The organism is Pseudomonas alloputida, assembly GCF_021283545.2.
GTDB lineage: Bacteria > Pseudomonadota > Gammaproteobacteria > Pseudomonadales > Pseudomonadaceae > Aquipseudomonas > Aquipseudomonas alloputida.
The window spans coordinates 2,245,424-2,270,543 of the sequence record NZ_CP128540.1 but is presented as its reverse complement, the minus strand read 5'-3'; the positions used below and the strand labels follow the sequence as shown (position 1 = coordinate 2,270,543).

The window sequence follows — 25,120 nt, the reverse complement described above, 5'->3', positions numbered from 1 at the left end:
CCAGGCCTCAAGGGTCATCCGCTTCGGCGGCGATGCTCAGCTCCGGTGCCCGCCGGCGAAACACTGGGCACCTTTTGTGCGCGGATGCGTGCCAGTTGATTCCGACCTAGGCCACGACAAGGGTCGGTTGATCCCGGTGGATCGACAGCGGAGAGTTTGCGACGAACTCCGGTGTCACATCGCCGGATCAAAGGTGGTCCACTTCTTCCTAGCCTGATGACCGTCGGGCTATTTTTTCGCCGCCGAGAATCCACCGGAAGCCACTGATTGCCACCCGCCCAAACCGCCGCAAATCCCCGGTTGACGGGGGTTCTGCGGCGTTTTATAGATGAGCTGCACACCGCTGTCGTTGACAGCTCCCAGGCCGCCAGAACCTTGAAGGCTGCGCCCGCTTCGGGTGGTTCTCCCCAAGTGCGACTCGCGCTCGGCAGCTCGCACGGTCACCGACCTGTCGGTGATGAGCGCCCTCTCTACCGATCATGTGTTTGCACCCTCACCCTTGCGGAACTCACCAGCCGCCAGGGCCGGTGGTTGTCCGCGTTTCTGCTGAACAGGAGATCCACCATGGCCACCGCAAGCAATAACGCCCCCACCACCTACTTCAACCTGCACACCCAAGGCATCGGTTACCTGAACCGTGTCCGCGAAGTCCCGGTTCGCCGCGGCCAAGCGTTCATGGCCTGTGACATCGCTGCCTTGCACGGTGCCTCGGACGACGTCGAGTACACCCGCTTCGACTGCAAAGTCGCTGGCGGCGAAGCCGAACGGCTGATCCGTGAGCACCTCGAAGACGTCCGCGCTGAACGCAAGGTCCTCATCGCGTTTCGCATCGGCGACCTCTGGGTGGATCCCTTCCTGTACGAGAAAGGCGAACGCAAGGGTCAACCCGGCGCCAGCCTCAAGGGCCGCCTGATCTTCATCGAGTGGATCAAGGTCGATGGCCAGTTCAGCTACCGTGCGCCCGCCCGCACCGACGCTGCCTCTGACGCGATGGAACCTGCTGAGGCGGATGGGGACAAGGCAAACACTGACGGTGACTCCGATCAGCGCCAGCCAACTCCAACCGCCCCCCGTAACTCCACCGCAGCAGCTCAATCTGCCTGAGGCAGTTTGACCGCCAACAACAGGCGCTCTTGGGAGCGCCTGTTGTTCATTCACGTCGGAGGTTGTCATGGAAAGCTTCTGGCTCTGCGAAGACTGCCTGCAGGCGGTGGCTTACGACGACTTCAGCACCTTGTCGCTGTACTACAGCGAGGCCGAAGTTGACGAGCGAATCGCGCAGATACGTGAGGCAGTGCAAGCGTTGCTGCCGTTCAGCGCCGATTTCGATCCGGACACCGGCATCGGCATCGACTCGTTCTCCACCCGCCCCTGCGAAAGCTGCCACTCACCGTTGCACGGCACTCGCCATCGGTTCACCCGCCTGTGACCGCCTGATCTCACCCACTTGGGGCCTCCTCCCGGAGCGCTCCTGCATATGAGGCTTTGCTCATGAACACGCCATTGACCCTGGTCGAGCCCCTCGACCCCGTCCTGACCCAGCGCGCCCACGAAGATGCACTGATCAACGAAGCCCTGCAGCTGTTGGACCAACGCTACTTCCAACGCGGCGAAGTCCTCATCACGCCGGCCGACGCCGCCTCTTACCTGAAGCTGCGCTTGGCGCCTTATCACCACGAGGTGTTTGCCCTGCTGTACCTCGATTCCCAGCACCGCGTGCTGGACTTCGAGGTGTTGTTTTTCGGCAGCATCGATGGGGCTTCGGTGTATCCCGTGAAGTGGTGGTCAAGGCACTGGCACACAACGCCGCCGCAGTTATCCTCAGCCACAACCACCCTTCCGGCTCCCCCGAGCCCAGCGGCGCCGACCGCGTGCTGACGGCGCGCCTGATCGAAATCCTGGCGCTGGTCGAGGTCCGCGTTCTGGACCACATCATCGTCGGAGAAGGTCAGCCCCTCTCCCTGGCCGAATACGGCTGGATTTAACCCTCCCCCACCCGCCACCGCCTGCATGGGGTGGCGTTCTCTTTTAATTGGAGCGCCATCATGCTCACCTCAACCCCCAACCCGTTTGCCCGCGGTTTTCATGCATTTGCCTGCAAGCGCGTGGTTCAGATCCACTACGACGACCAGTGCCCGCCCTGCTATCGCCCCTTGCACACCGCCCAGCTGGAGTTGAACGACGATCACATCAACTCTCAGGCCTGCGTGTTCGATGACGATTGCGCCGTCATCACGGAAGGCCAGGATGTCTCGGGTTTCCTTCGCATGCAGTTGCCCGCGGACAGCGTGGTCAGCACCGTGCTGTACCAGGTCACCGCCAAGCAGTTGAGTGGCTCGGTGCACCTCTGCGACCTTCCCACCCGGAAAGCTGCCGAACACCTGATGCAGCAGCTGTCCTTTGCCACCGGCCAGTACAGCCGCAGCTGGGAGATCAGCACATCTCACCTACCGGCCGACGAGTACGCCTACCTTCAGCAGCTTGCCCGCTCCGAACGACCGGCGGGCTTCTTTGAATGTTTCTCATTGGTCAGCAACCGCTCCGTCGGCTGCAAGCTGTACTCCACACCCTGGCACCGCAGCGCCCACGTGGAAGGTCCCGGTTGCTCAGCGGCGGACGTCTGCATCCGCCTGTTGGATGAACAGGTACCGCCGGTGTTGATGACCCTGTTGTTGCTGGCCGGCCAGGCCGACACGCGCTTCCTGGTGTTTGACCCTGATGCAGCCCCGCTGGCAGGACTGCCAGTGTTTGCTGACGATTGACCTAAGGCGCCCTGCTGGGCGCCTTTTTTATGGACTAAGCCTGATAACCCGGACGGGGAACTTCGGTTTTTCAGTGGGTGCACCTCGCGCGTGTTGCCAAGGTGTCGGCAACATCTGTCGAGACCTGCTCATGCACACGCCCGCACTTCCTTACCTTGTCCTGATGCTCGCGCTGGCGGGTTGCAACACGTCGCCTGCCATCACCCCATCGAAAGCGCCAGCCAAAGCCGTACCAGCTCCGGCCACCCCGTCCAAGCCGTTGTCAGAATCACCGGCGTGGGTCCGCCAGGACCGCTACACCCTGGTCAGCACGCGACCGACGCTGGAACAACGCCAGCCCTTATTCCAGCTCATCACCGTGCAGATTTCACCGGCGCTGCATGCGACGGTCGGTGATGCGTTGCGCCACGTGTTGCAGCGCTCGGGCTACTCGCTCTGCACCAACCGCGCCGAGGTCACGACCTTGTTCAGCCGCCCCCTGCCGGCCGTGCAGCACCAACTCGGGCCGATGGCGCTGCTGGACGCCTTGACCATCCTCGGCGGCCCGGCCTGGCGACTCATGATCGACCCGGTCGAACGCAGCGTGTGTTACGCCCTTCGCGCACCGGTGCCCGCCCCACCTCGCCCGCCCCTGGAGATCGCGCCATGAAGGTCCATCACTTTCAGGCCCTGGTGCTCGGGGCCCTGTGCCTCGGCGCCGCAGTACTCGCCGCCACGACCTACAACCACCAGCAGCAACTGGCCAGGCTCCTAGTCGCTGCGGAAAATGCGCCAGCCGATCCAGTACCGGCGCTGTGGCGGGACCTCGATGCACTCAGCGCCGACCTTGCGGCACTCCCAGCGCAAGTGAACGCGCTGGGCGAGCACCAGCGCCAGCAGGACGCGACCTTCGCGGCGTTGAGCAAACAGCTGGATGAGGTGAACGCTTCGCTCAAGTCCATTGAAGCGGTGCCGCTGGGTCCGACCAAGGCCGACCTGGCCGCGCTGGAACAGCGCATGGGCAACGCCGAAACCGCCGTCCACGCCCTCGAGGCTCGCCCGGTTGCGCCATCCACACAACCCCAGCCTGCAGCCCCCGCCAAACCGGCCGCCAAAACCCAAACCCCGACGCCGCCATTCACCTTGCTGGGTGTCGAGACCCGAGGCGACCTTCGGTTTGTCTCGGCTCAACCGGCCGGCGCGCATGCCCTGTCGACCGTCCACCTGCTGCAGCCCGGTGACAGCTTGAACGACTGGCAGCTTAAGGCCATTCGCCGGAACCAGGCCGTGTTCCAGGTGCCTGGCCTCGGCGAACGTTCGCTGCCCCTGCCATGACGAGGTGCATATGGTCCGTTTCATCAGTCTCTCGTTGCTCCTATTCCCCATCTGCCTGGTGTCGGGATCGGGATGGAGTGCCCCAGCCACGGTCGAAACGCAGCAGCAGTCCAGCGAGCAGGCCGCGCTGCAGCAAGCGCGATCTGCAGCACAGGCCAAGGCCTGGGGCCTGACCGACGACGAATGGTCCAAGTTCGAGCGCCTGCAGAGCGGTCCCCGTCAGTACTGGTCACCGCACCTCGATCCGCTGACCACCCTGGGCGTGGAAGCCGACTCGGACCAGGAGCGCCAGCGTTACGCCGAGCTGCAGGTGCGACTCGAAGCCAAACGTGCCGAGCGCGAACTGGCCTATCAAAAAGCCTACTCTGCTGCCTGGGGGCGGTTGTTCCCAGGGCTGCGGCCGGTACAGGGATTGAGCGATGCAATCCCTCCGTCGAGCAACCCGCGCTATGCGGTGTTTGTGGAAGATCCGTGTTCGACCTGTGAGGCCAGCCTCCGCCAATGGCTGAGCACGGGCGCCCACTTGGACATCTATCTGGTGGGCAGCCAGGGCGATGATGCGCGCATTCGCCAATGGGCGCGCAAGGTGGGCATTACCCCTGCCCAGGTTGGCAGCGGCCAGGTCACCCTCAATCATGACCGTGGCCGCTGGTTCGCCCTCGGCGCCAGCCGCACCTTGCCCGCGCGCTTTCAACAGGTGGAAGGGAAATGGCAGCGCGTCGATTGACCCTCGCCCTGACCCTGATGGGAGTGACGGCGGCCCAAGCAGGCGGCCTGCCTCCGCCGGCCTACCAGTTGGCCGCAGCCCAGGCCGGCATCCCGGCCTCGGTGTTGTTCGCCATTGCCCAGCAAGAGAGCGGCACACCGTTGCGTGGGCGGCTTCTGCCCTGGCCGTGGACCTTGAATGTGGCCGGTACGCCACAGCGCTTCGCCACCCGTGACCAGGCTTGCAGCGCACTCAAAGCGGCGCTCACCCGCCATGATCCCAAGCGCATCGATGTCGGCCTGGGCCAGATCAACCTGGGTTATCACCCGGAGCGCTATCCCACCGCCTGCGATGCCCTCGATCCGCGCGCCAACCTCGCCGTCACCGCCGATCTGTTGCGCGCGCACTACGCCGACGTCGGTGACTGGGTCATTGCCGCAGGCCACTATCACCGGCCTGCGGGAGGGCCCCCGGCGGCGCGCTACCGCACGCAGTTCAGCCTGCACTGGCAGCGCCTTGAAGCCGCCACGTCCAGCCGTGGAGGACCACGCTCATGATTGTCGTTCGCCGGGGCGCACTGATTTGCGGGTTGATGGGGTCGTTGGCTGCCGGGGCATGGCTTGGGCCAACGCCCCCTGTCATTGCCGCTGAGTCGGCTACGGCGGTCGAACGGCCCGATCCACGAACCCTGAACTGGGTCTTGCCGGTGCACAGCGCGCGCCTCACGCCGGGTGAGGTGCCCCGCAGAGCGCTGGATCTGCCCGGCATGGTCCCGCTGTTCCTGGTTGGGGCGGACGCCGCCTCGTTGGCGTGGCTGACGCAGCACGCGCCAGCGCTGAAGCGACTGGGCGCCAACGGCCTGGCTGTTGAAGTCGTTGATGCCGCAGCGCTGCAGCGTATCCAGGCGGTAGCGCCTGGTTTGGCCATCTGGCCGGTGAGTGGCGACGACATCGCCGAGCGGCTGGAACTGGAGCACTACCCGGTACTGATCACTCCGACCGGCATGGTACAGTGAGGTAGTGCCATGGGCGATCATGCGATGGAATCCCTGCTGCGCCCGGCAGTGGAGCTGTACACCGTAGGCATCTGTGCCGGTGCCGGCGCGCTGTGCCTGCATTCACCCTGGGCGGTGGCGCTGTCGCCGGAAGTTGGCGCCGGCATGGCCCTGGCCTATACCGCCTTCGGCCTCAAGCGCCTCAATGAGGCCCGCATTGTTTTGCGTTATCGACGCAACATCCGCCGCCTACCCCGCTACTCGCTGACCAGCCGACAGATCCCTATCAGCAGCAAGCGCCTGTTCATGGGCCGTGGTTTTCGCTGGAGCCGCCTGCACACCCAGCGTTTGCTCGAAGCGCAGGATCCCGCGCTGGCCCGCTACGTCAACCAGTCGGCCGCCTACCAGTGGGCCCGCCGCCTGGAGCATCTCCTGGAAAAAGCACCGCCAGGGCTCTCCATCTTGCCTTGGATAACCGCCTGGGACAGCCCACTCAACCCGGTACGACCACTGCCGCCCGTGGGTGGCTCCCCGCTGCTGCACGGCGTCGAGCCCAACGAACAGGAAGCCTCCTTGCCTTTGGGCGAGCGCGTGGGCCATACCCTGGTCCTGGGCACTACCCGGGTCGGCAAGACGCGCCTGGCCGAGGTCTACATCACCCAGGACATCCACCGGCCGAGCCAGGAAGTGGTGATCGTCTTCGACCCCAAAGGCGATGCCGACCTGCTCAAGCGCATGTACGTGGAAGCGCGACGCGCCGGCCGTGAGCACGAGTTCTACGTCTTCCATTTGGGCTGGCCGGAGATTTCCGCACGCTACAACGCCATCGGCCGTTTCGGTCGCATCTCGGAAGTCGCCACTCGGATTGCCGGCCAACTCAGCGGCGAAGGCAACTCGGCGGCGTTTCGCGAGTTCGCCTGGCGCTTCGTGAATATCATCGCCCGGGCGCTGATCGAGCTCGGCCGGCGCCCCGACTACCTGCAGATCCAGCGCCATGTGGTGAACATCGACGCGCTGTTCATTGAATATGCCCAGCACTTCTTCGCCCGCCATGACCCGCAGGCGTGGGAGACCATTGTGGATCTCGAAGCTCGGCTCAACGAGAAGAACGTGCCGCGGCACATGATTGGCCGCGAGAAACGCGTGGTCGCCATCGAGCAGTACCTGACTGCCAAGCGCCTTTTCGATCCAGTGATGGATGGCCTGCGCTCGGCGGTGCGCTACGACCGCACCTACTTCGACAAGATCGTCGCTTCGCTGCTGCCGCTGCTGGAAAAGCTCACCAGCGGCAAGACGGCGCAGTTGCTGGCCCCCAACTATGCCGACCTCGACGATCCACGGCCAATCTTCGACTGGCTGCAGGTCATCCGTAAACGCGGCATCGTCTACGTCGGCCTGGATGCACTGTCCGATGCCGAGGTCGCTGCCGCGGTCGGCAACTCGATGTTTGCCGACCTGGTCTCCGTGGCCGGGCATATCTACAAACACGGCATCGACCATGGCCTGCCGAGCTCCTCCAGAGCGGCCGAAAAGGTGCCCATCAACCTGCACGCCGACGAGTTCAACGAGCTGATGGGCGACGAGTTCATTCCGCTGATCAACAAGGGCGGTGGTGCCGGTATCCAGGTTACCGCGTACACCCAGACCTTGAGCGACATCGAGGCACGCATCGGCAGCCGGGCCAAAGCTGGCCAGGTGATCGGTAACTTCAACACCCTGCAGATACTCCGCGTGCGGGAAACCGCGACTGCCGAACTCCTGACCAATCAACTGCCCAGGGTCAATGTGCAGACGCGTACGCTGGTCTCCGGCGCTACCGACACGGCCGATCCCGATGCCCGTACCGACTTCACGTCGTCCTCGCAGGACCGGGTCACCACCACGGCCGTGCCGCTGATCGAACCCGCGCACATCATCGCCCTACCCAAGGGCCAGATGTTCTCGTTCCAAGAAGGCGGGCAGCTGTGGAAGGTTCGGATACCGCTGCCCAAACCCGCCAGCGACGACGCGATGCCAGCAGATCTGCAAGCGCTGGCTGCGCGCATGCGCGAGTCCTACAACGCCAATGCAGGGAGTTGGTGGAGCAGTGCCGGTGGCGCACCGACGGTCGATTTTGATCCAGAGATGCCACCACCCGGGCGTAAATACTCCTCGTGATCACCTGGCAGCCCACGACCACCTGGGAGCCTTCCATGCCTACTGCCCCAACCAACCCGACTCAAACACAACGACGACCGAGTCTGATCCTCGGCACGCTTGAGCTGTGCCTGCGATTGCTCGGCCTGCTGCTTGCTTCCCTGCTGTTCTCCATCCTGCTGGAGTTCGTAGGCATGCTATGGTTTTGGCCCGACAAAGGCTGGCATCACAGCCATGCCATGTGGCTCAGTGAACTTGGCTGGCTCAGCAGCCACTTTAGGAGCTCGCTCCTGGTGCAAGAGCCAGCACAAGCGGCCACGAAAATCCTCGAACGCCTAAACGATTGGGTTGTAGTCCGCTCAGGCTGGGCACAATCCGACATCCAGCTGAAATTGCTCAGTCGCGAGTCGTCGCTGCAAGGACAACTTGCTCAGGCGTATGTCGCTGGCCAGGATTACCTGCTGGCGGCTCTATTCACAGTTTTCACGTTCGTGGTGCGCTTGACTGTGCTCACTCTCGCAACGCCCCTTTTCTTACTCGCGGTAGTCACCGGACTGGTTGACGGGTTGATGCGTCGCGACCTCCGCAAGTTCGGGGCGGACAGGGAAAGCAGCTTCGTCTATCACCGAGCCAAGCGAACATTGCTGCCGTTGATGGTCAGCCCTTGGGTAATCTATCTATCGCTCCCTTGGTCGCTGAGCCCCAATTGGGTATTACTTCCATGTTCTGCGTTGCTGGGTTTTATGGTGGCCCTCACCGTTAGCACGTTCAAAAAATATCTTTGAATGCGAGCAATCGAAATCGCGCAGACACCCATACCACCGTTCTTATCATAACCCCTACGGCCAAAGAGCTCGCGGTACCATTGATAGCCGGGACTGGATATTAAACGACCTCACTACAACATCGAAGATCCTGTACGCAAAGTGGGGATCGTTCTTCAGGACTAAAGCTCTCTCTGCTCAGCTTTGCGCGTGCAGCCTCTGCAAGAGCTTTGGTCGGATAGGTTGGAACCAGTCTTATTTTTCTTAATTGTCATAAATATCGAAGCCGACCGAAATAGTTGCAGTATAACGCCAAACTGCTGAAAGAGCTTGCCCACTCTTTATTGGCATTGCGACAAACAATAACAAATTTGTTTGCATGCTCTGCACCTCTTCAGGCAGATAACTAAGTATTAGCCTGAGGATGGACAAGCGTCCATTCCTCGACTCAAGTCACTGACACGAAGACTCTCTACTGCAGATTATCTTCCTACTGAAATATCACTGCCGTTACAGGGTGGTTAATTATCCACACAATCTATTTAGAAATAGTTCTCACATCTCAGCTCTCATTAATTTGATCTGTAAGCCGACATCCCTCTACAAATTAAAGACTTACCCCCAAGCCTATGAGCTTGACTTTACATGTCATAACTGATGCTGCCATCAGGCTTCTGGCATCGCCGCCGTGGAAGGGAGAAGCCAGCCAATCGGTAGAAATTATCAGTTGCCTATGATAATAATTATATTTTCAAGCTAGTGCTCATTCATCATGTCAACGACTGACGGTGCTACCTCAACGGAATTTCACACCCTATATGTCAATCACCATGGTTGGTTGCAAGGGTGGCTGAGACGCAAGCTGGGCTGCTGCGCCAGCGCCGCAGACCTTACGCAGGACACGTTCGTACGCCTGCTGGCCAAGCATGAACCGATACAGATTCTCGATTCGCGCGCCGTTTTGGTGACCGTTGCGCGCAGCGTCTTAAGCAACCACTTCCGCCGGCAGAAGCTGGAGCGCGCCTACCTTGAAGTGCTTGCCAGCGTCCCTGAGCAATTGATGCCTTCGCTGGAAGAGCAGGCGATCCTGTTGCAGACCTTGCAGGAACTCGACCGTCTGATGGACGGGCTGGAAGTCCCGGTGCGTCAGGCCTTCCTCTGGTCCCAGCTTGACGGCATGGCGCATGCCGAGATTGCCGAGCGGCTCGGCGTATCGGTAACCACCGTCAAGCGCTACATCATCAAGGCCGGTGTGCAATGTTGCTTCGCCGAATGAGCAGGTGCCAGCCATGACCGCCAGAATCGCCCCGGCCATCGCTGAGCAGGCCGTGGAGTGGATGATCGAACTGCAGGCACCGTCGGTCTCGGCCGGTACGGTCGAGCAGTGGCAGCGTTGGTTGCATCAGCACCCTGAACACGCCCGTGCCTGGCAGCGCGTCGAGTCGTTTGCCGAGCGGCTGTCGGGTCTGGCCAATCATGCCCCCATCGCGCATGCCGCGCTGACCGCCACGCCCACGAGCAACCTGGACCGGCGCAGCGCACTCAAGGTACTGGTGCTCGCGGTGGCCAGCGGAACGCTGGCGTGGAATGGTCGTAATACTGCGCTGTGGCAGAACCTGAACGCTGACTATCACAGCGGTGTAGGCGAGCAGCGCAATGTCGTGTTGGCCGATGGCAGCCAGTTGCTGCTCAACACCGATAGCGCGGTCGACGTCAGATTTGACCAGGCCGGGCGCGATTTGCGGCTGCTGCGTGGTGAAATTCAAGTGAACGTGGTCGCGGCTCCTGCGCTGCGACCGTTCCGGGCGCAGACCGGGCAGGGCTGGGTTGAAGCTGCACAGGGGCGTTTTCTGCTGCGTCAGGAGTCGGGCTACAGCCGACTCGCGGTACGCGATGGCGTCGTCAGGTTGTACCCCGAACGCCTGGCCGGCATCAGCGTGCAGGCCGGGCAACAGCTAATGTTCACGCGCGACCAGGTCGGTCCGTTGCGCACGCTGAGCGAGGCTGACAGGGCCTGGACCGACGGCATGCTGATGGCCAGTGACATGCCGTTGGAGCAGTTCCTCCAGGAGCTTGGGCGTTATCGTCGTGGCCATCTGGGCTGCGCCCGCAGTCTTGCCGGCGTGCGCGTCGCGGGCACTTACCCGCTGGCCGACACGGACCGGATTCTGCAGACACTTGGGGTTTCGCTGGGTGCCGAGGTTCGCCGTTTCACCCCTTACTGGGTGACGCTGGAGCCGAAAAACATCCAGGTTTGAAAATAAATCGCGAAAAGGGTGGTCTGTTTGCCGCACTCGCGAGACTCCACCAGAAAGACCTCGATCATTCTTGTGGAGCACGGCATGAATCACCCCCTTCGCCTTCGGGCGCTGACCTTCGCCATGGCCAGCAGCCTGGTCCCCTCGCTTGCTGGTGTCGGCTTGCTGTCGGGTGCCGGTATCGTCAGTGCGGCGTCTACCAACCGCAGCTACGACATACCCGCTGGCACCTTGCGCGATGTGCTCAATCGCTTTGGTCACGAAAGCAAACTGCTGCTGTCGTACCCTGCCGATCAGGTGGCGGGCCTGCACAGCCAAGGCCTTCGCGGTGACTACAGTGTCGAGGCCGGTCTGGCCGTGCTGCTTTCGGGTACTGGCTTGACGGCGATAGCGCTGCCCAATGGCAGCTACACCCTGCAGCACCAAGCAGGCGTGGAGGGCGGTATGACGCTTCCGGTCTCGACCATCAGCGGCCGCGCCGAGCAGAGTATTACCGGCCCCATCGACGGTATCGTCGCCAACCGCTCCTCGGTCGGCACCAAGACCAATGCCGCCATCAGTGAAGTGCCGCAGTCGATCTCGGTGATCACCCGCGACGAGATGAACAAGCGCGGCGTGCAGGACTTCAACAGCGCCGTCGCCTACACCCCGGGCATTCGCGCGATCGATTACGTGGGCGGACAGGGCGCGCCGGATATCTACATGCGCGGTTTCCGTTCGTTCAACCTGTTCGGGGTGTACAGGGACGGCCTGCGCAGCGGCTTCAACCAGTACGACACCGACTTCGAAACCTACGGCCTGGAACGCATCGATGTGATCAAGGGCCCGGCGTCGGTGCTGTACGGCCAAATGGCGCCTGGCGGCATGGTCAACCTGACCAGCAAGCGGCCCACCGACGAAGCCATTCACGAAATCCAGGTTCAGGGCGGCAGCTTCGATCGCCAGCAGACGGCGCTGGATCTCGGTGGTCGACTGGATGACGAGGGCAAATTCAGCTATCGCCTGGTGGCGCTCAAGCGTGACAGCGGTACCCAGGTCGATCATTCGCCGGACGACCGTACCTATATCGCTCCGTCGCTGACCTGGAAGCCTGACGAGGACACCAGCGTCACGCTCCTGGCCAGCTACCTGAAGACCCGCAAGGGTGGCGCCGAACAGAGCTTCCCGGTGAACGGTACGCTGACCAACACGCCCTTCGGCCACATCCCGTCGAGTACTTACCTGGGCGATCCGCACGTGAGCAAGAACGAGGTGGGGAACACCTCGCTCGGCTACCTCTTCGAGCGCCAGCTGAACGACGACTGGAAATTCACCCAGAACGCCCGCTACATGAAGGTCGACGTCGACTACATCAGCAACGGTGCTCGCAACAGCGGCCAACTGGGTGCCGACGGCCGGACTTACACCTTCGGCTACCAGAAACGCCCGAAGAAAACCGATACGTTCCTGCTCGACAATAACCTGGGCGGCCACTTCGACACCGGCGCCATTGGCCACGATGTGCTGGTGGGCTTCGACTACGGCCATTATTCGGGCCGTGAATCGCGCCGGGGCGTTGCCGCCAACCAGACCGTCGATATCTTCGACCCGGTCTACAATGCCAGCCCGACCTGGAACAGCACGTTGCAGACTGACGGCAAGAGCGTCGTGTCGCAAAAAGGCCTGTACGCCCAGGACATGCTCAGCCTGAACCAGTGGCGCCTGACCTTGGGCGGGCGCAAGGACTGGGTCGAGGGGCGCGAGTACAGCTACCTGAACGACACCCGCAGCGTACAGAAGGACCACAAGTTCACCGGTCGCGTGGGCCTGGCCTATCTGTTCGACAACGGCATCACCCCCTACGCCAGCTACAGCACCTCCTTCCAGCCGACCTCGGGTACGGCTCAGGATGGCAGCTACTTCAAGCCCACCGAGGGGGAGCAGTACGAAGTCGGTATCAAGTACGAGCCGCCTGGCTACAACAGCTTCATCACCCTCTCGGCTTATGACTTGACCCAGAAGAATGTCACCACCACCGACCCGACCAACCCCAGCTTTCAGGTGCAGACCGGCGAGCAGCGCTCGCGTGGCATCGAACTCGAAGGCAAGGCCGAGCTGAGCCGCGGCCTGGACCTGATCGCTTCGTACGCCTACGTCGACGCCGAGGTGACCAAGGCCAATCCCGTGGGCACTGGCGCCGCCGCCTACAGCCTTGAGGGCAACGTGCCGATCTCGGTGCCCCGCAACACCGCCTCGCTGTGGCTTGACTACACCGTGCAGGCCGGCCCGCTGGAGGGGCTGGGCATGGGTGTCGGGCAGCGTTATGTCGGGTCCTCGTACAACGCCAAGAACACTGTCAAAGTCCCTCATTACACCCTCACCGACGCCAGCGTGCGCTATGACCTGGCGCACCTGAGAGAGGACCTTCAAGGGGTTTCGGTGGACCTGAGCGCAAGCAACCTGTTCGACAAGCGCTATTTCACCCCGGGGTTCTATGAGCAAACCGTATTCTACGGGAACCGCCGTACAGTGATTGGCAGCCTGACTTTCCGGTGGTGACCTGAAATGCAACAGGGTTAAAAGTTGCCCCGAGATGGAAACGGATATGGAGAGCTAGCTTGCCAGTACCGGGCGCAGCCAACGTTGACTGCGCCATGTAAGATACACCGTGCGTTAAACACCAATATGGATGCACGGGAAGGCCGCCGAGGCTAATACTCGACACAAGCCGTGTTGCAGATGCGGGACGAGCTTCTCATCAGGAAGAAAGCTGTAACCCGTCCAGTCGAGCCTACACATTTCAAGGCTAACACTTGGCATGAAACGGCTCAGCCAGTTTGACCAACTGCGCATTTTCCGCCTCAAGCACGAGCGCGGCATGGGCAAGAAAGAGCAGCCGCTCTGCATGCCTGCTCGCACTGCCTTCAAACAGCCGTGGATTGATTTGAGCCAGGCTCAACAACGCCTTGAGCAGTCGTATATTCACCTCCTGCAGCGCCGCCCCGTCTCGAGCGATCGGCCCGAAGAAATCATCGAACAAATCCTCGACCACAATACCGTGCAGATAAACTTGGGCACAGTCTCCATGAGACGGAGCCAGCGCCTGAGGCCGCCCCCAGTGCGACAAGCACCTGACACCTCGACCGATGACATCGATCGCAGTGCCGGGGTCATTGACTGCAGGCGACAACGCTCTGGAAGCGATCTCGGACAGCACTGACAGGCCGAAGCGCGGGTCATGCTCGAACGTCCGACGGGTGCCCACCGTAATGGCTGCATGTACGTCAAGCTCGAAGGCCGCCACCCCTCGTACGTCCTGGCCGGGTTGCGCCACGACGGTCGCAAGCGGTGCTCCTGGGTAGACGAATGTGCCAGGCAACACATCCATATAGATCATAACGTTGTGCCGCTGGGTGATGGCTGCCAAAGCCTCCACATCAATGTGCTGAACGTAACCGGTTCGATGACTGACCAAACGCTGGGCAGCAGGAGGGAAAACCATGCCTGGCGGGTATGCAGAGCCCCCCAGGTAAGGCCATTTGGCCCGATGCTAGATAGCCTCTATCGCAGCCCTCTCGACGCGGTCGATAGTCTCACCTACACGCCCGAGCCTGGAGAGGTGATCGATCCAGCGCAGCAAGGTATAAACGATCAGGATGACAACTGCGATGGTTACCGCGAACAGCAAGACACGCCCTTGATCACCATAGACGCCCGTACTTAAAGCAATCAGCCCGACCAGGCTGAACAGGAACGAGCCGATAAACGTGGCAAGCGCATTGTGCGTGGTCGTATCCTCCATCACCAGCGTCGTGGCACGAGGCGTTACCCCCGTGCTGGCCGCACCATATGCCGCCACCATGGTACTCAAGGAAAAGATGGTGACCGCCAACATGCTGGAGGCAATGATGCCGAGGATCTTGTCAACAGCGTCCGCGCCTATCCGAGCGGGCAAGGACGCAGGAATGAAGTCTTTTAACACCACCGCAATCAAGGCTGTCGCCACGCCGAGCAGCGAAAACAAAGTCGCCCGGAACCATAGTCGCTTAGTGACTCGAACAGCGATCCAACGCCAGCGCGCCATCATCCGTAGGCCCGCCTGGCAGCCCACGCCGTCAGCGCGCTCAGTTTCCCGCCCCCACCGTCATTGAATCTGCCCATCAACCTCGCCCATAACCGTGGCTACCACGCTGCTGCACCGGCGTATCGGCCTGCTCTGGTAAAGCCGTGACCTTGATGGAGCGCACCGGCAACGCGAACCTGGCGCCAATTCGGGAAAAACACTCAAGCAGCCGGAAATTGATAGCCTGCTGAATATCCATATACAGGTTGTAGCCAGGATCCTGAACGATGTAAACGCATTCGAACTCCAACGCCTCCTTTCCAAAGCCACGCAGGTGGGCACGATCGAAGCGTACCTGGTCCTGAGACTTGATGATCTCTTCCACGATGACGGGCGCTTTTTTCACAGCCTCAGTGGGGGTGTCGTAGGACAGGCCGAATTCGAAGACGATGCGCCGCTCCTGAAGACGCTTGTAGTTCTGTATGGTGCTGCTGATCATGCTCGCATTGGCCATGACGATCTGCTCACCCCCCAGGCTGCGAATACGGGTCGTTTTCAGCCCCACGTGCTCAACTGTCCCCGCCAATGGCCCAATCACGATGAAGTCTCCCACCTCGAACGGCTTATCGACGGCGATTGACAGCGAAGCGAAAAGATCGCCGAGAATATTCTGTACTGCCAGTGCTACAGCGATGCCGCCCACCCCCAAGCTGGCAACGAAGGCGGTAATGTTCACGCCCAGGTTGGACAACATCGCCAGCACGACTACCGACCACAACAGTACGCGTGCCCCCCAAGCCGACAAGGTCGCTAGTGCACTGCCTTGATAGAGCCCCTGCCCGCCATGGCGCGAGAAATAATGGACCAGCCCCAGGGCAATGGCGCGATTGAGCCACAAGCCAATCTGCAGTGCGGCGACCACAAACCACAAACTGCTGACCCTGGTCAGCCATCGTTCTGGCAAATCGAGCATCCCCAGCCCCACCAGCAACGAAGCCAGCAGCAACAGGAGGTTGCTGGTACCTGCCAGAACCTTTACCAATACCTGACCGACGCTCCCAACAGCGCTGACCCGGCGTTGCATGAAGCCGATTGCAGCCCGTGACACCGTGAATGTGATTGCAGCAACACCTAGCGCCAGCAACAGGTTGAGCACCGATATGCCGAAAACCGTATTGCCTGTGATCAAATCAATGATGCGCTCGTACATGAGTGAAAGCCTCCTGATTTCGTCGAATGAGCGGGATCTGTTCTGTCTCTGACGGCAAGCTAGCCTCAGAGGTCGATCGGATCTTCCCGCTAGCGCGCTGGCCTGTCTCTTTCTCCCGCGCCGCGCTAGCCAAGGGATTACCATTGAGCTCTGGGCCTTTACGGTTTTTTTACTCGACATCGCCGTTACGCCGTCGATACTGCCCGGCATCACACCTATGAGTTTTTTTCGATGCCACTCCCTGCACTGCGTTTCATCGGCTTCATCATCGGCGTGTTCCTGATCACCTTGTCCATCAGCATGGTCATACCTATGACGACTTTGCTGGTGTATGGGCGCAACGACGATCTTGGAGCGTTCGCCTGGTCGAGCCTGATTGCCCTGTGCGCGGGGCTCTCGTTGATCGCCAGGGGGCTTCCTGATGCGCCGCAGATACGGTCCAGGGACATGTATCTGCTCACAACCGCGAGCTGGGTCGTGGTATGTGCCTTCGCAGCCTTGCCCATGGTGTTCATTCGGCACATCAGCTATACGGATGCGTTCTTCGAGACCATGTCGGGCATCACGACAACCGGCTCCACGGTATTGACCGGCCTTGACAGTGCGTCACCCGGGTTGCTGATCTGGCGCTCTCTGCTCCATTGGCTTGGGGGAATCGGCTTCATCGGTATGGCTGTGGCTGTGCTGCCACTGTTGCGTGTAGGTGGCATGCGTCTTTTCCAGACCGAGTCCTCTGACTGGTCGGACAAGGTCACGCCACGCTCGCATGTTGCGGCGAAGATGATCCTTGTGATTTACCTGGGACTTACCGCCTTCGCCACCCTGGCCCTATGGCTCGCCGGTATGACCCCATTCGAAGCCATCAATCATTCGATGTCATTGATTTCGACGGGCGGCTTCTCGACCTCGGATGCGTCACTCGGGCATTGGACGCAGCCTGCGGTGCATTGGGTAGCCGTCGTGATCATGATTCTCGGCAGTCTGCCCTTCACACTGTATGTGGCGACATTGCGGGGCCATCGTCGCGCCCTGATCAAGGACCATCAGGTACAGGGATTTCTGGGTTTTCTCGTGGTTGCGTGGATCTTGGTGGGTAGTTGGTTGTGTTGGCACAGCGGTCTGTCATGGTGGGATGCCTTACGAATCGTTGCGGTCAATGTCACGTCAGTGGTTACCACAACGGGTATCGCGGTTGGTGACTACACGCTGTGGGGCAGCTTTTCCGTACTGTTGTTTTTCTACCTGACGTTCATCGGAGGGTGCTCAGGATCTACGGCCGGCGGCTTGAAAATTTTCCGTTTCCAAGTGGCTGCATCGTTGCTGATCAGCAGCCTGAAGCAGTTGATTCACCCTCGGGCGACAATCTCGAAGAAATACAATGGCCACCCCATTGACGAGGAGATCGTGCGTTCGCTACTGACCTTTTCGTTCTTCTTCTCCATCACGATTGCAGTAATTGCCCTGCTACTGTCCCTGATCGGGCTCGACTGGACCACTGCCTTGAGTGCTGCGGCCACGGCCGTGTGCAACGTCGGTCCAGGCCTGGGCACGGTGATTGGACCAGCCGGCAACTTTGCCTCGCTGCCCGACTCGGCGAAATGGTTGTTGACCCTCGGCATGCTCCTGGGTCGCCTTGAAATCCTCACCGTATTGGTGCTCGTGGCACCTGCATTTTGGCGGTTCTAGGCATTTACAGCGACCGGTTCAGGGCCAAAAGATGGGCAAGCACGGCAGATTCGATCTAGGTTTATGCGCAGGATAAAAACAACAACTGGAGAACGACACCATGAACCGAGCCCTTCGCCTGGCATTGGCCGGCACTGTTTTAGCCGCTTGCGCCACAGCCCAGGCTGCACCCACCTTCATCAATATCCTTACAGGGGGAACCAGCGGCGTCTACTATCCCGTCGGCGTCGGTATCTCGCAGATCTACAGCCATGAGATCGAAGGCAGCAAGACTACAGTTCAGGCCACCAAGGCATCGGTAGAAAATCTCAACTTGCTGCAAGCTGGCCGCGGTGAACTGGCATTCGCCTTGGGCGACTCGGTGGCAGATGCCTGGAAAGGTGACGCCGAGGCCGGTTTCAAGGCCCCGCTGAAGAAACTCCGGGCCATTGCCGGAACGTACCCCAATTACATCCAGATCGTCGCCAGCCAGGAATCGGGGATCAAATCGCTTGAGGACCTCAAGGGTAAGCGCATTTCGGTCGGAGCACCTAAATCAGGCACGGAGCTCAACGCACGGGCCATCTTCAGGGCAGCGGGGCTCACTTACCAGGATATGGGCAAGGTCGAATACCTGCCTTACGCAGAGTCCGTCGAACTGATCAAGAATCGTCAGTTGGATGCCACTCTGCAGTCTTCGGGCCTCGGCCAGGCAGCTATCCGTGACCTGGCGGCGACACTGCCGGTGGTGTTCGTGCCCATCCCGGCCGACGTCGTGAAGAAAATCGGCAATTCCGCTTACCAAGCGGCCACCATTCCGGCCAATTCCTATGACGGCCAAGGGATGGAAGTGCCAACGGTAGCCATCACCAACATTCTGGTCACCCGGGCGGACCTGAGCGACGACCTGGCCTACCAGATGACCAAATCGATCTTCGAGAATCTGCCACGCTTGGTCACATCTCATGCGGCAGCGAAAGATATCCAAGCTGAGAATGCAGCCAAGAATTTGCCGATCCCGCTCCACCCTGGCGCTGAACGCTATTTCAAAGAGAAAAACCTGCTCCCCTGATCCTTTGTCGCGCAAAGTGGGAGCACTCCATGAGCGAATCGTCGCACGGCCTTCACGCCAGTACCGACCGCTGGCCCGCAACTCTATTCGCGGTGGCGTTGGCGTTTTCAATCTTTCAGGTCGCCACCGCGGCCTACCCACTCATCTCCACCCAGGTATTGCGATCGGTGCACGTGGGCTTCCTGCTGTTGGTCGTATTCCTAAGCTACCCGGTAGTCGGTCACCACCGGCCTTGGCAACCGCTTGCCTGGCTATTGGGGATTGCAGGAATGACGACGGCCGCCTATCAGTGGTACTTCGAAGGCGACCTTATTCAACGCTCAGGCGAGTTGATCAGCAGCGATCTGATCGTCGGCCTATTACTGATCGGCCTGGTTTTCGAAGCCGCACGAAGAGTCATGGGCGTTGCGCTTCCGTTTATCTGCGCCCTGTTTCTGGCCTACGGGCTCCTAGGCCAGTACCTGCCCGGTGACCTTGCGCACCGAGGCTACGGCGTTGACCAGATTGTCAACCAACTGTCCTTCGGTACCGAGGGGCTGTATGGCACCCCTACCTATGTTTCAGCCACGTACATCTACCTGTTCATCCTCTTTGGGGCGTTTCTGGAGCAGGCGGGCATGATCCGCCTGTTCACCGACTTTGCCATGGGCCTGTTTGGTCACCGTAGCGGTGGCCCGGCGAAAGTCGCGGTATTTTCCTCGGCGCTGATGGGAACTATCACCGGCTCCGGAGTGGCCAACGTGGTGACTACCGGGCAGTTCACCATTCCGCTGATGAAGCGTTTTGGCTACAAGCCGGCGTTTGCCGGGGGCGTCGAAGCGACCTCCAGCATGGGCAGCCAACTGATGCCACCGGTCATGGGTGCGGTCGCTTTCATCATGGCGGAAACCATCAACGTGCCCTACGCCGAAGTGGCCAAAGCTGCGCTCATCCCTGCCTTGCTGTATTTCGGCTCGATTTACTGGATGGTTCACCTGGAGGCTAAACGCAGCCACCTGCATGGCCTGCCCCGCGAAGAATGCCCCAGTGCCTGGGACGCGTTGCGCCAACGCTGGTTCTTGCTCGTGCCACTGGTGATATTGGTCGCGCTGCTGTTCTCGGGGCGTACGCCCCTTTATTCAGGCATGGTTGGCCTGGCCCTGACAGCTATCGTCATCCTGGGCTCGGCCATCATCCTGCGCGCTCAGGGCACCTGGCTACGCGCGGCCTTTTGGGTCGCATTGGGACTACTGTGCTCGGGCTTCTTCCGCATGGGCATCGGCGTCATCCTGCTGGTGATCGCGGCGCTTGCCCTCGCCTGCGTCTTCGTGCAAGGCGCAAGGGCCACCCTTAGCGGCTTTGTAATGGCGCTGGCGGAGGGGGCGCGGCATGCCGTACCGGTGGGCATTGCCTGCGCGCTGGTGGGGGTCATTATCGGCGTCATTTCCCTGACCGGACTTGCCACGACCTTTGCGGGGTACATCCTTGATCTCGGCCGCGACAACCTGTTCCTGTCACTGCTCTTGACCATGCTGACGTGCCTGGTGCTAGGCATGGGCATTCCCACCATCCCCAACTACATCATTACCAGTTCCATCGCCGCCCCCGCCCTGCTGGAGCTCGGTGTGCCACTGATCGTTTCGCACATGTTCGTGTTCTATTTCGGCATTCTGGCTGACCTCACCCCGCCGGTCGCGCTGGCGTGCTTCGCGGCCGCCCCCATTGCCAAGGAAAAAGGGTTACTGATCAGCTTCTGGGCGGTCCGCATTGCCCTGGCTGGTTTCGTCGTGCCATTCATGGCGGTCTACGACCCTGCGTTGATGCTGCAGGGCGACAGTCTCAGCGCCACCTCGTACATGGTGATCAAGGCCGTGTTTGCTGTTGCGCTATGGGGCTGCGCATCGATTGGCCACTTCCGTATGTCCATGACCTGGTGGGAGCGTCTACTGGCCTTCGTCGCAGGTGTATGCCTGATCCTGGCCTTGCCCGTCAGTGATGAAGTCGGGTTCGCCCTGGGTATTGCGGTATTGGGCTGGCACGTTTGGCGGAGTCGCACGACAGCCGAGCAAAGGGTATGAATGGTCTCTGCCTTGGGCTCGCCGGCGTGGTTTGGGCCAGCCTGCCCATTGAGCACTTCACCCTGGCTTGGCAGCACAGCATCGAGAAAATCCGCTGGGAAGAGGATTACCAGGTCGGCGCCAGCGGGCTGGTACTCATGGAGGCCCGCGTACGCGGCAGCGGCGCTGGCATGGAAATACCCGATGACGCCACGTTGCGAGATGGCACATGGCACTACCACCGCCAACTGCCGCCTCTGAACCCCTTGCATGCCGGGCGCACACCCGAAGCCGGAGACTATGAGCTGTGCTTTCAGGGCCATTGCCAGCCACTTGCAAACTGGCTAGGTCCACCTTCCAGGGACGTTGCCGCCGTTGACTTCTGGCCCTGCCGGCTTTCAATGCCCGCTAACGAGCGCTCTGCACTGCCCTGACGCCTTGTGCAGCGCAATACACCCCCAGTCTCAACTCACCACATGAAGGTAATGCAGGTGACGCTCGTATTGATCGAGGATATCGCCGATCACATCGTCACGACTCCAACCCATGATGTCATAGTCCTGGCCTCCTTCACGCAAATGCACCTCAGCCCGGAAATACTTGCGACCATCGGTTCCGTCTTCCGTATCACGCATGACGAAGCTAGGTGTGTTGAAAGCACGCGGACGGACTTCGTAGAGAAAGCGCCCTTCCCCAGCGTGTGAAAGCTCGAGGGTGACGCGGCCATCATCCCGCTCATTCACCGCGACGTCGTAGCCTTGCTTGCGCAACTCAAGTGCAACCTCTTCACAGGCCGGCTTGACCACCTCGGCAATAAAGCGCGTGACATGGGCGCGGCGCGGCATCATGGCAATATTGCGCAGCCGGCGCTGCCAGCCGCCTTGGTGCTGCCGGGTATGCCGAGTACCTGGAAGGGCCTGATTACGCAAGCCGCGACGGGTAGCATCCAGGCTCAAGGCCTTGAACAATCCCCAGATGGCAATCAACAGAATGGCGGCGAACGGCAACGCGCTGGCGATGGTGGCGGTCTGCAAGGCTTTGAGGCCGTTAGCCAAGAGCAACGCAATGGCAACAGCACCGATGCTGAGCGACCAGAAAATCCGTTGCCACAATGGGGAATGGCCTTGGCCGGAGGACGCGAGCATATCGACTACCAAGGCCCCCGAGTCTGCCGAGGTTACGAAGAACACCACCACCATCAGTACCGCGATCAGCGAGATCACCGTGGAAAACGGGAAGTGTTCAAGGAACGCGAATAACGCCAATGAGCTGTCTTGGCCAACGACAGTGGCCAAGTCCTTCACCCCATCGTTGAGGATCATGTGGATAGCCGAATCACCAAATACCGTCATCCACAGCAACGTAAAACCGGCCGGAACGAACAACACGCCACACACGAACTCACGGATGGTACGTCCACGCGAAATGCGAGCGATGAACAGCCCTACAAAAGGCGACCAAGACAACCACCAGCCCCAATACAGCAACGTCCACCCACCAATCCAGTCAGTCGGTTCATAGGCGTAGAGGTTGAAGGTCTTGTTGACGATGTCCGAAAGGTAAGCGCCGGTATTCTGTACATAAGCCTGCAGCAGGAACACGGTAGGCCCCAAGATCAGGACGAACAACATCAATATCACTGCCAGACTCAAATTGAGCTCGGACAGGATGCGAATGCCTTTATCCAGCCCACTGGCCACCGAAAGCGTTGCCAACCCACACGTGGCTGCAATGAGAATGACCTGAACCGTCGGGCTGACCGGCAGACCGAACACATGGTGAAAGCCGCTGTTGATCTGCAGTACCCCATACCCCAGCGAGGTCGCGACGCCGAACACCGTGCCGAGGATGGCGAAGATATCGACCGCATGACCAATCGGGCCGTAGATGCGTTCACCGATCAATGGGTAAAGTGCCGAGCGCAGGGTCAGCGGCAGCCCATTGCGGAAGCTGAAGTAAGCCAGAATCAATGCAACAATGGCGTAGATCGCCCAAGCATGCAGCCCCCAGTGGAAAAACGTGATCTTCATGGCTTCGCGTGCCGCCGCGACCGTGCCAGGGTCACCCACTGGAGGGGTGGTGAAATGCATCACCGGCTCCGCCACACCGAAGAACATCAAGCCGATGCCCATGCCGGCGGAAAACAACATGGCGAACCAGCTGCTCTTCCGGTAATCCGGCTCACTGTGATCGGGCCCTAACTTAATATCACCGTAACGACTGACGGCCAGGAACACCACACTGATCAAGACCAGCGCCACGGTAAGGATGTAAAACCAACTGGCATTGGTAATGATCCAGGTCTGGACGTGTTCGAACAGCGCCTGCGCATGCGCTTGGAATGCTGTGGCGTACAGCACGAGAAGAAAGATCAAAACCGCGCTGGTATAGAAAACGGGGGGATTGAGGGTGCTCCTGGGTTTCGGGGCTGCAGTCATTGCGGCAGTTCTCCTTGTAAGGCGATGAGCACAGGGGGCGAGCACGGCGACTTGGTCCAAGACTAGCAGCCCATGCAGTGCCTGATGGCGGCCCCTCCCCGCTCGAAGTTGACTTTAGACCCTACCCCCGCCGCAAAAAAATCTCAAATACCCACCATTTGAACCACTGACCGCTAATTGAGCATTCATCTGACCGCGATGATTGGGTAGACTGCCATCGGGTGCTAGCTGCACGGCGCAGTGAGGCAGGTTAAACAACAACGCTGGTCGGGCCGCCATGCGGGAGCCATTGCGCCTATGCCCCAGAAAGAATTACCTCGAGCCCAGGAATTGGCCGAACGGGCCTTTGCCAACTTTGAACGCTTTCTTCATATCGAAGCCGTCAGCGGCATTGTCCTTCTCGTGGCCGCACTCGCCGCGCTGGTCTGGGCGAATTCCCCGGCGGCGGAAAGTTATGAGCATCTTTGGCACACCCCGCTGACACTCGGCATCGGTTCGGTGATCTACGCCAAATCCCTGCATTTCTGGATCAACGATGGCTTGATGACCATCTTCTTCCTGGTCGTAGGCATGGAGATCCGTCGTGAGATTCATGAAGGCGCACTCGCCAGCCTGCGCCAAGCTGCTTTACCGATGGCGGCGGCAATCGGCGGTGTGGCCGTCCCTGCGCTCATTTATCTTGGTTTTGGCCATGCCCCCCAGGAACAACAAGGCTGGGCCGTGCCAACAGCCACCGACATCGCTTTTGCCGTGGGTGTACTGGCACTGCTGGGCAAATCGATTCCTTCCAATGTCCGCGTCTTCTTGCTCGCCCTGGCGATAATCGATGACATTATCGCAGTGCTGATCATCGCCCTATTCTACTCTGGCGGCCTCGATTACAGCGGCTTCGCGGTGGCTGCGGTTGGGCTGCTGCTGGTCATGGGATTGCAGAAAATCGGCGTGGGTAGTGCATGGGCCTACATCCTCCCGGGCGCCATTACCTGGCTGGGTATGCTGATGACCGGTGCTCACCCGACGCTTGCCGGTGTTGTGCTAGGTCTGATGACTCCAGTAACGGCGATGCCCATGCGCGAGCGTCCGCTGGATGCTGTCAGCCGTTTTACCAGCGAGCTGCTGGGCAATGCCAAGGCACCCGAGAAGGATGCCAGCGATCTGATGGACCCGTTGAAACGTCTGCGCTCAGCGCAACGCGAACTGGTACCTCCGGTAGTACGCATACAAGGCCTGCTGCACCCTTGGGTGGCATTTGGCATCATGCCGTTGTTCGCCTTGGCCAACGCTGGGGTGAGCCTGTCGGGCGCTGACCTTTCCGCCGAAACATCACGCTGGGTAATGATGGCAGTGGCCGCCGCCCTGATCGCAGGCAAACCGTTGGGAATCGTCAGCGTCAGCTGGTTGATGGTCCGATTGGGCTGGTGTGCACTCCCGGCCGAAGTCAACTGGCGGGGCATCATGTTGATCGGTCTTTTGGCAGGCATAGGCTTTACCATGTCGATCTTCATTGCCAACCTTGCATTCGTCGATCCTGCAGCGCTCGGCGCCGCCAAATTGGGGGTGCTGTCCGCTTCTGTCATCGCCGCAGCGCTGGGTTTGACGTGGGGTGTAATCGCCATGCGCAACCGTTCTTCAACTGGCGAGGTCCGGTCGACGTCATAACAAAACGGCGGATGTCTGGCAGATGCGAGATGACTCGCCTGCCAGACTGTGCGTGAGTACCACC

Annotated in this window: 20 protein-coding genes and 2 pseudogenes; 19 read left to right on the top strand and 3 right to left on the bottom strand. The window is 60.5% G+C overall.

From position 1 onward, the window contains the following. The first annotated feature begins 564 nt into the window (after window positions 1-564). The 14 genes and pseudogenes from LU682_RS10360 to LU682_RS10295 all read left to right on the top strand — a co-directional run bounded on the left by LU682_RS10360 (window position 565) and on the right by LU682_RS10295 (window position 13,472). Window positions 565-1,104: an STY4534 family ICE replication protein gene (locus tag LU682_RS10360; RefSeq protein WP_016488059.1), complete on the top strand. Its 540-nt coding sequence runs from the start codon at window positions 565-567 to the stop codon at window positions 1,102-1,104. A 67-nt stretch (window positions 1,105-1,171) separates the two neighbouring features. Beyond that, window positions 1,172-1,429 (top strand): hypothetical protein, encoded by a 258-nt coding sequence (locus LU682_RS10355; protein ID WP_016488060.1) that lies wholly within the window; start codon window positions 1,172-1,174, stop codon window positions 1,427-1,429. A gap of 62 nt (window positions 1,430-1,491) precedes the next feature. After that, window positions 1,492-1,985 (top strand): annotated as a pseudogene (locus LU682_RS10350) (JAB domain-containing protein). Window positions 1,986-2,045: 60 nt separating this feature from the next. Beyond that, window positions 2,046-2,762, top strand: coding sequence for a DUF5983 family protein (locus tag LU682_RS10345; RefSeq protein ID WP_016488061.1), 717 nt, complete (start codon window positions 2,046-2,048; stop codon window positions 2,760-2,762). 259 nt (window positions 2,763-3,021) lie between these two features. After that, window positions 3,022-3,411: a PFGI-1 class ICE element type IV pilus protein PilL2 gene (gene pilL2, locus LU682_RS10340; RefSeq protein ID WP_102082271.1), complete on the top strand. Its 390-nt coding sequence runs from the start codon at window positions 3,022-3,024 to the stop codon at window positions 3,409-3,411. Then, window positions 3,408-4,076, top strand: a complete 669-nt coding sequence (locus LU682_RS10335; protein ID WP_016488063.1) for a hypothetical protein — start codon at window positions 3,408-3,410, stop codon at window positions 4,074-4,076. Before pilL2 ends, LU682_RS10335 begins: the two co-directional genes overlap by 4 nt. A 10-nt stretch (window positions 4,077-4,086) precedes the next feature. Then, a complete protein-coding gene (locus LU682_RS10330) occupies window positions 4,087-4,803 on the top strand; it encodes a TIGR03759 family integrating conjugative element protein (RefSeq protein ID WP_016488064.1) in 717 nt (238 codons plus the stop codon). Beyond that, complete coding sequence (locus LU682_RS10325; RefSeq protein WP_016488065.1) at window positions 4,785-5,339, top strand: lysozyme family protein; 555 nt, start codon at window positions 4,785-4,787, stop codon at window positions 5,337-5,339. Before LU682_RS10330 ends, LU682_RS10325 begins: the two co-directional genes overlap by 19 nt. Continuing rightward, window positions 5,336-5,797, top strand: coding sequence for an integrating conjugative element protein (locus LU682_RS10320; protein WP_230849746.1), 462 nt, complete (start codon window positions 5,336-5,338; stop codon window positions 5,795-5,797). Before LU682_RS10325 ends, LU682_RS10320 begins: the two co-directional genes overlap by 4 nt. Window positions 5,798-5,806: 9 nt before the next feature. After that, window positions 5,807-7,933, top strand: a complete 2,127-nt coding sequence (gene traD, locus LU682_RS10315; protein WP_016488067.1) for a type IV conjugative transfer system coupling protein TraD — start codon at window positions 5,807-5,809, stop codon at window positions 7,931-7,933. A gap of 35 nt (window positions 7,934-7,968) precedes the next feature. After that, window positions 7,969-8,697, top strand: coding sequence for a TIGR03747 family integrating conjugative element membrane protein (locus LU682_RS10310; RefSeq protein WP_232857099.1), 729 nt, complete (start codon window positions 7,969-7,971; stop codon window positions 8,695-8,697). A gap of 751 nt (window positions 8,698-9,448) precedes the next feature. Beyond that, entirely contained in the window at window positions 9,449-9,952 is a 504-nt protein-coding gene (locus tag LU682_RS10305) for a sigma-70 family RNA polymerase sigma factor (RefSeq protein ID WP_232857108.1), read from the top strand. Between the two features lie 13 nt (window positions 9,953-9,965). Then, window positions 9,966-10,934 (top strand): FecR domain-containing protein, encoded by a 969-nt coding sequence (locus LU682_RS10300; RefSeq protein ID WP_016488070.1) that lies wholly within the window; start codon window positions 9,966-9,968, stop codon window positions 10,932-10,934. Window positions 10,935-11,018: 84 nt separating this feature from the next. Then, window positions 11,019-13,472 (top strand): TonB-dependent siderophore receptor, encoded by a 2,454-nt coding sequence (locus LU682_RS10295; protein WP_016488071.1) that lies wholly within the window; start codon window positions 11,019-11,021, stop codon window positions 13,470-13,472. Between the two features lie 247 nt (window positions 13,473-13,719). Here LU682_RS10295 and LU682_RS10290 read toward each other — a convergent pair. Both LU682_RS10290 and LU682_RS10285 read right to left on the bottom strand, forming a co-directional pair. Further along, a pseudogene (locus LU682_RS10290) lies at window positions 13,720-14,997 on the bottom strand (DUF2254 domain-containing protein). Window positions 14,998-15,073: 76 nt separating this feature from the next. Further along, window positions 15,074-16,186: a mechanosensitive ion channel family protein gene (locus tag LU682_RS10285; protein WP_016488074.1), complete on the bottom strand. Its 1,113-nt coding sequence runs from the start codon at window positions 16,184-16,186 to the stop codon at window positions 15,074-15,076. Window positions 16,187-16,417: 231 nt separating this feature from the next. On the opposite strand from LU682_RS10285, the gene LU682_RS10280 reads away from it, so the two are divergent. The 4 genes from LU682_RS10280 (at window position 16,418) to LU682_RS10265 (ending at window position 21,393) form a co-directional block, all read left to right on the top strand. After that, complete coding sequence (locus LU682_RS10280) at window positions 16,418-17,872, top strand: TrkH family potassium uptake protein (RefSeq protein WP_016488075.1); 1,455 nt, start codon at window positions 16,418-16,420, stop codon at window positions 17,870-17,872. Window positions 17,873-17,972: 100 nt separating this feature from the next. Beyond that, complete coding sequence (locus tag LU682_RS10275) at window positions 17,973-18,923, top strand: TAXI family TRAP transporter solute-binding subunit (protein WP_016488076.1); 951 nt, start codon at window positions 17,973-17,975, stop codon at window positions 18,921-18,923. A 29-nt stretch (window positions 18,924-18,952) separates the two neighbouring features. Beyond that, on the top strand, window positions 18,953-20,980 hold the full coding sequence (locus tag LU682_RS10270) for a TRAP transporter permease (protein WP_016488077.1): 2,028 nt from the start codon (window positions 18,953-18,955) through the stop codon (window positions 20,978-20,980). Beyond that, on the top strand, window positions 20,977-21,393 hold the full coding sequence (locus LU682_RS10265; RefSeq protein WP_016488078.1) for a DUF1850 domain-containing protein: 417 nt from the start codon (window positions 20,977-20,979) through the stop codon (window positions 21,391-21,393). Before LU682_RS10270 ends, LU682_RS10265 begins: the two co-directional genes overlap by 4 nt. A 30-nt stretch (window positions 21,394-21,423) precedes the next feature. On the opposite strand, the gene LU682_RS10260 is transcribed toward LU682_RS10265, so the two are convergent. Continuing rightward, on the bottom strand, window positions 21,424-23,397 hold the full coding sequence (locus LU682_RS10260) for a BCCT family transporter (protein ID WP_016488079.1): 1,974 nt from the start codon (window positions 23,395-23,397) through the stop codon (window positions 21,424-21,426). 297 nt (window positions 23,398-23,694) lie between these two features. Here LU682_RS10260 and nhaA point away from each other — a divergent pair, with 297 nt between their 5' ends. Then, window positions 23,695-25,056: a Na+/H+ antiporter NhaA gene (gene nhaA / locus LU682_RS10255; protein ID WP_024717420.1), complete on the top strand. Its 1,362-nt coding sequence runs from the start codon at window positions 23,695-23,697 to the stop codon at window positions 25,054-25,056. Window positions 25,057-25,120: the final 64 nt, after the last annotated feature.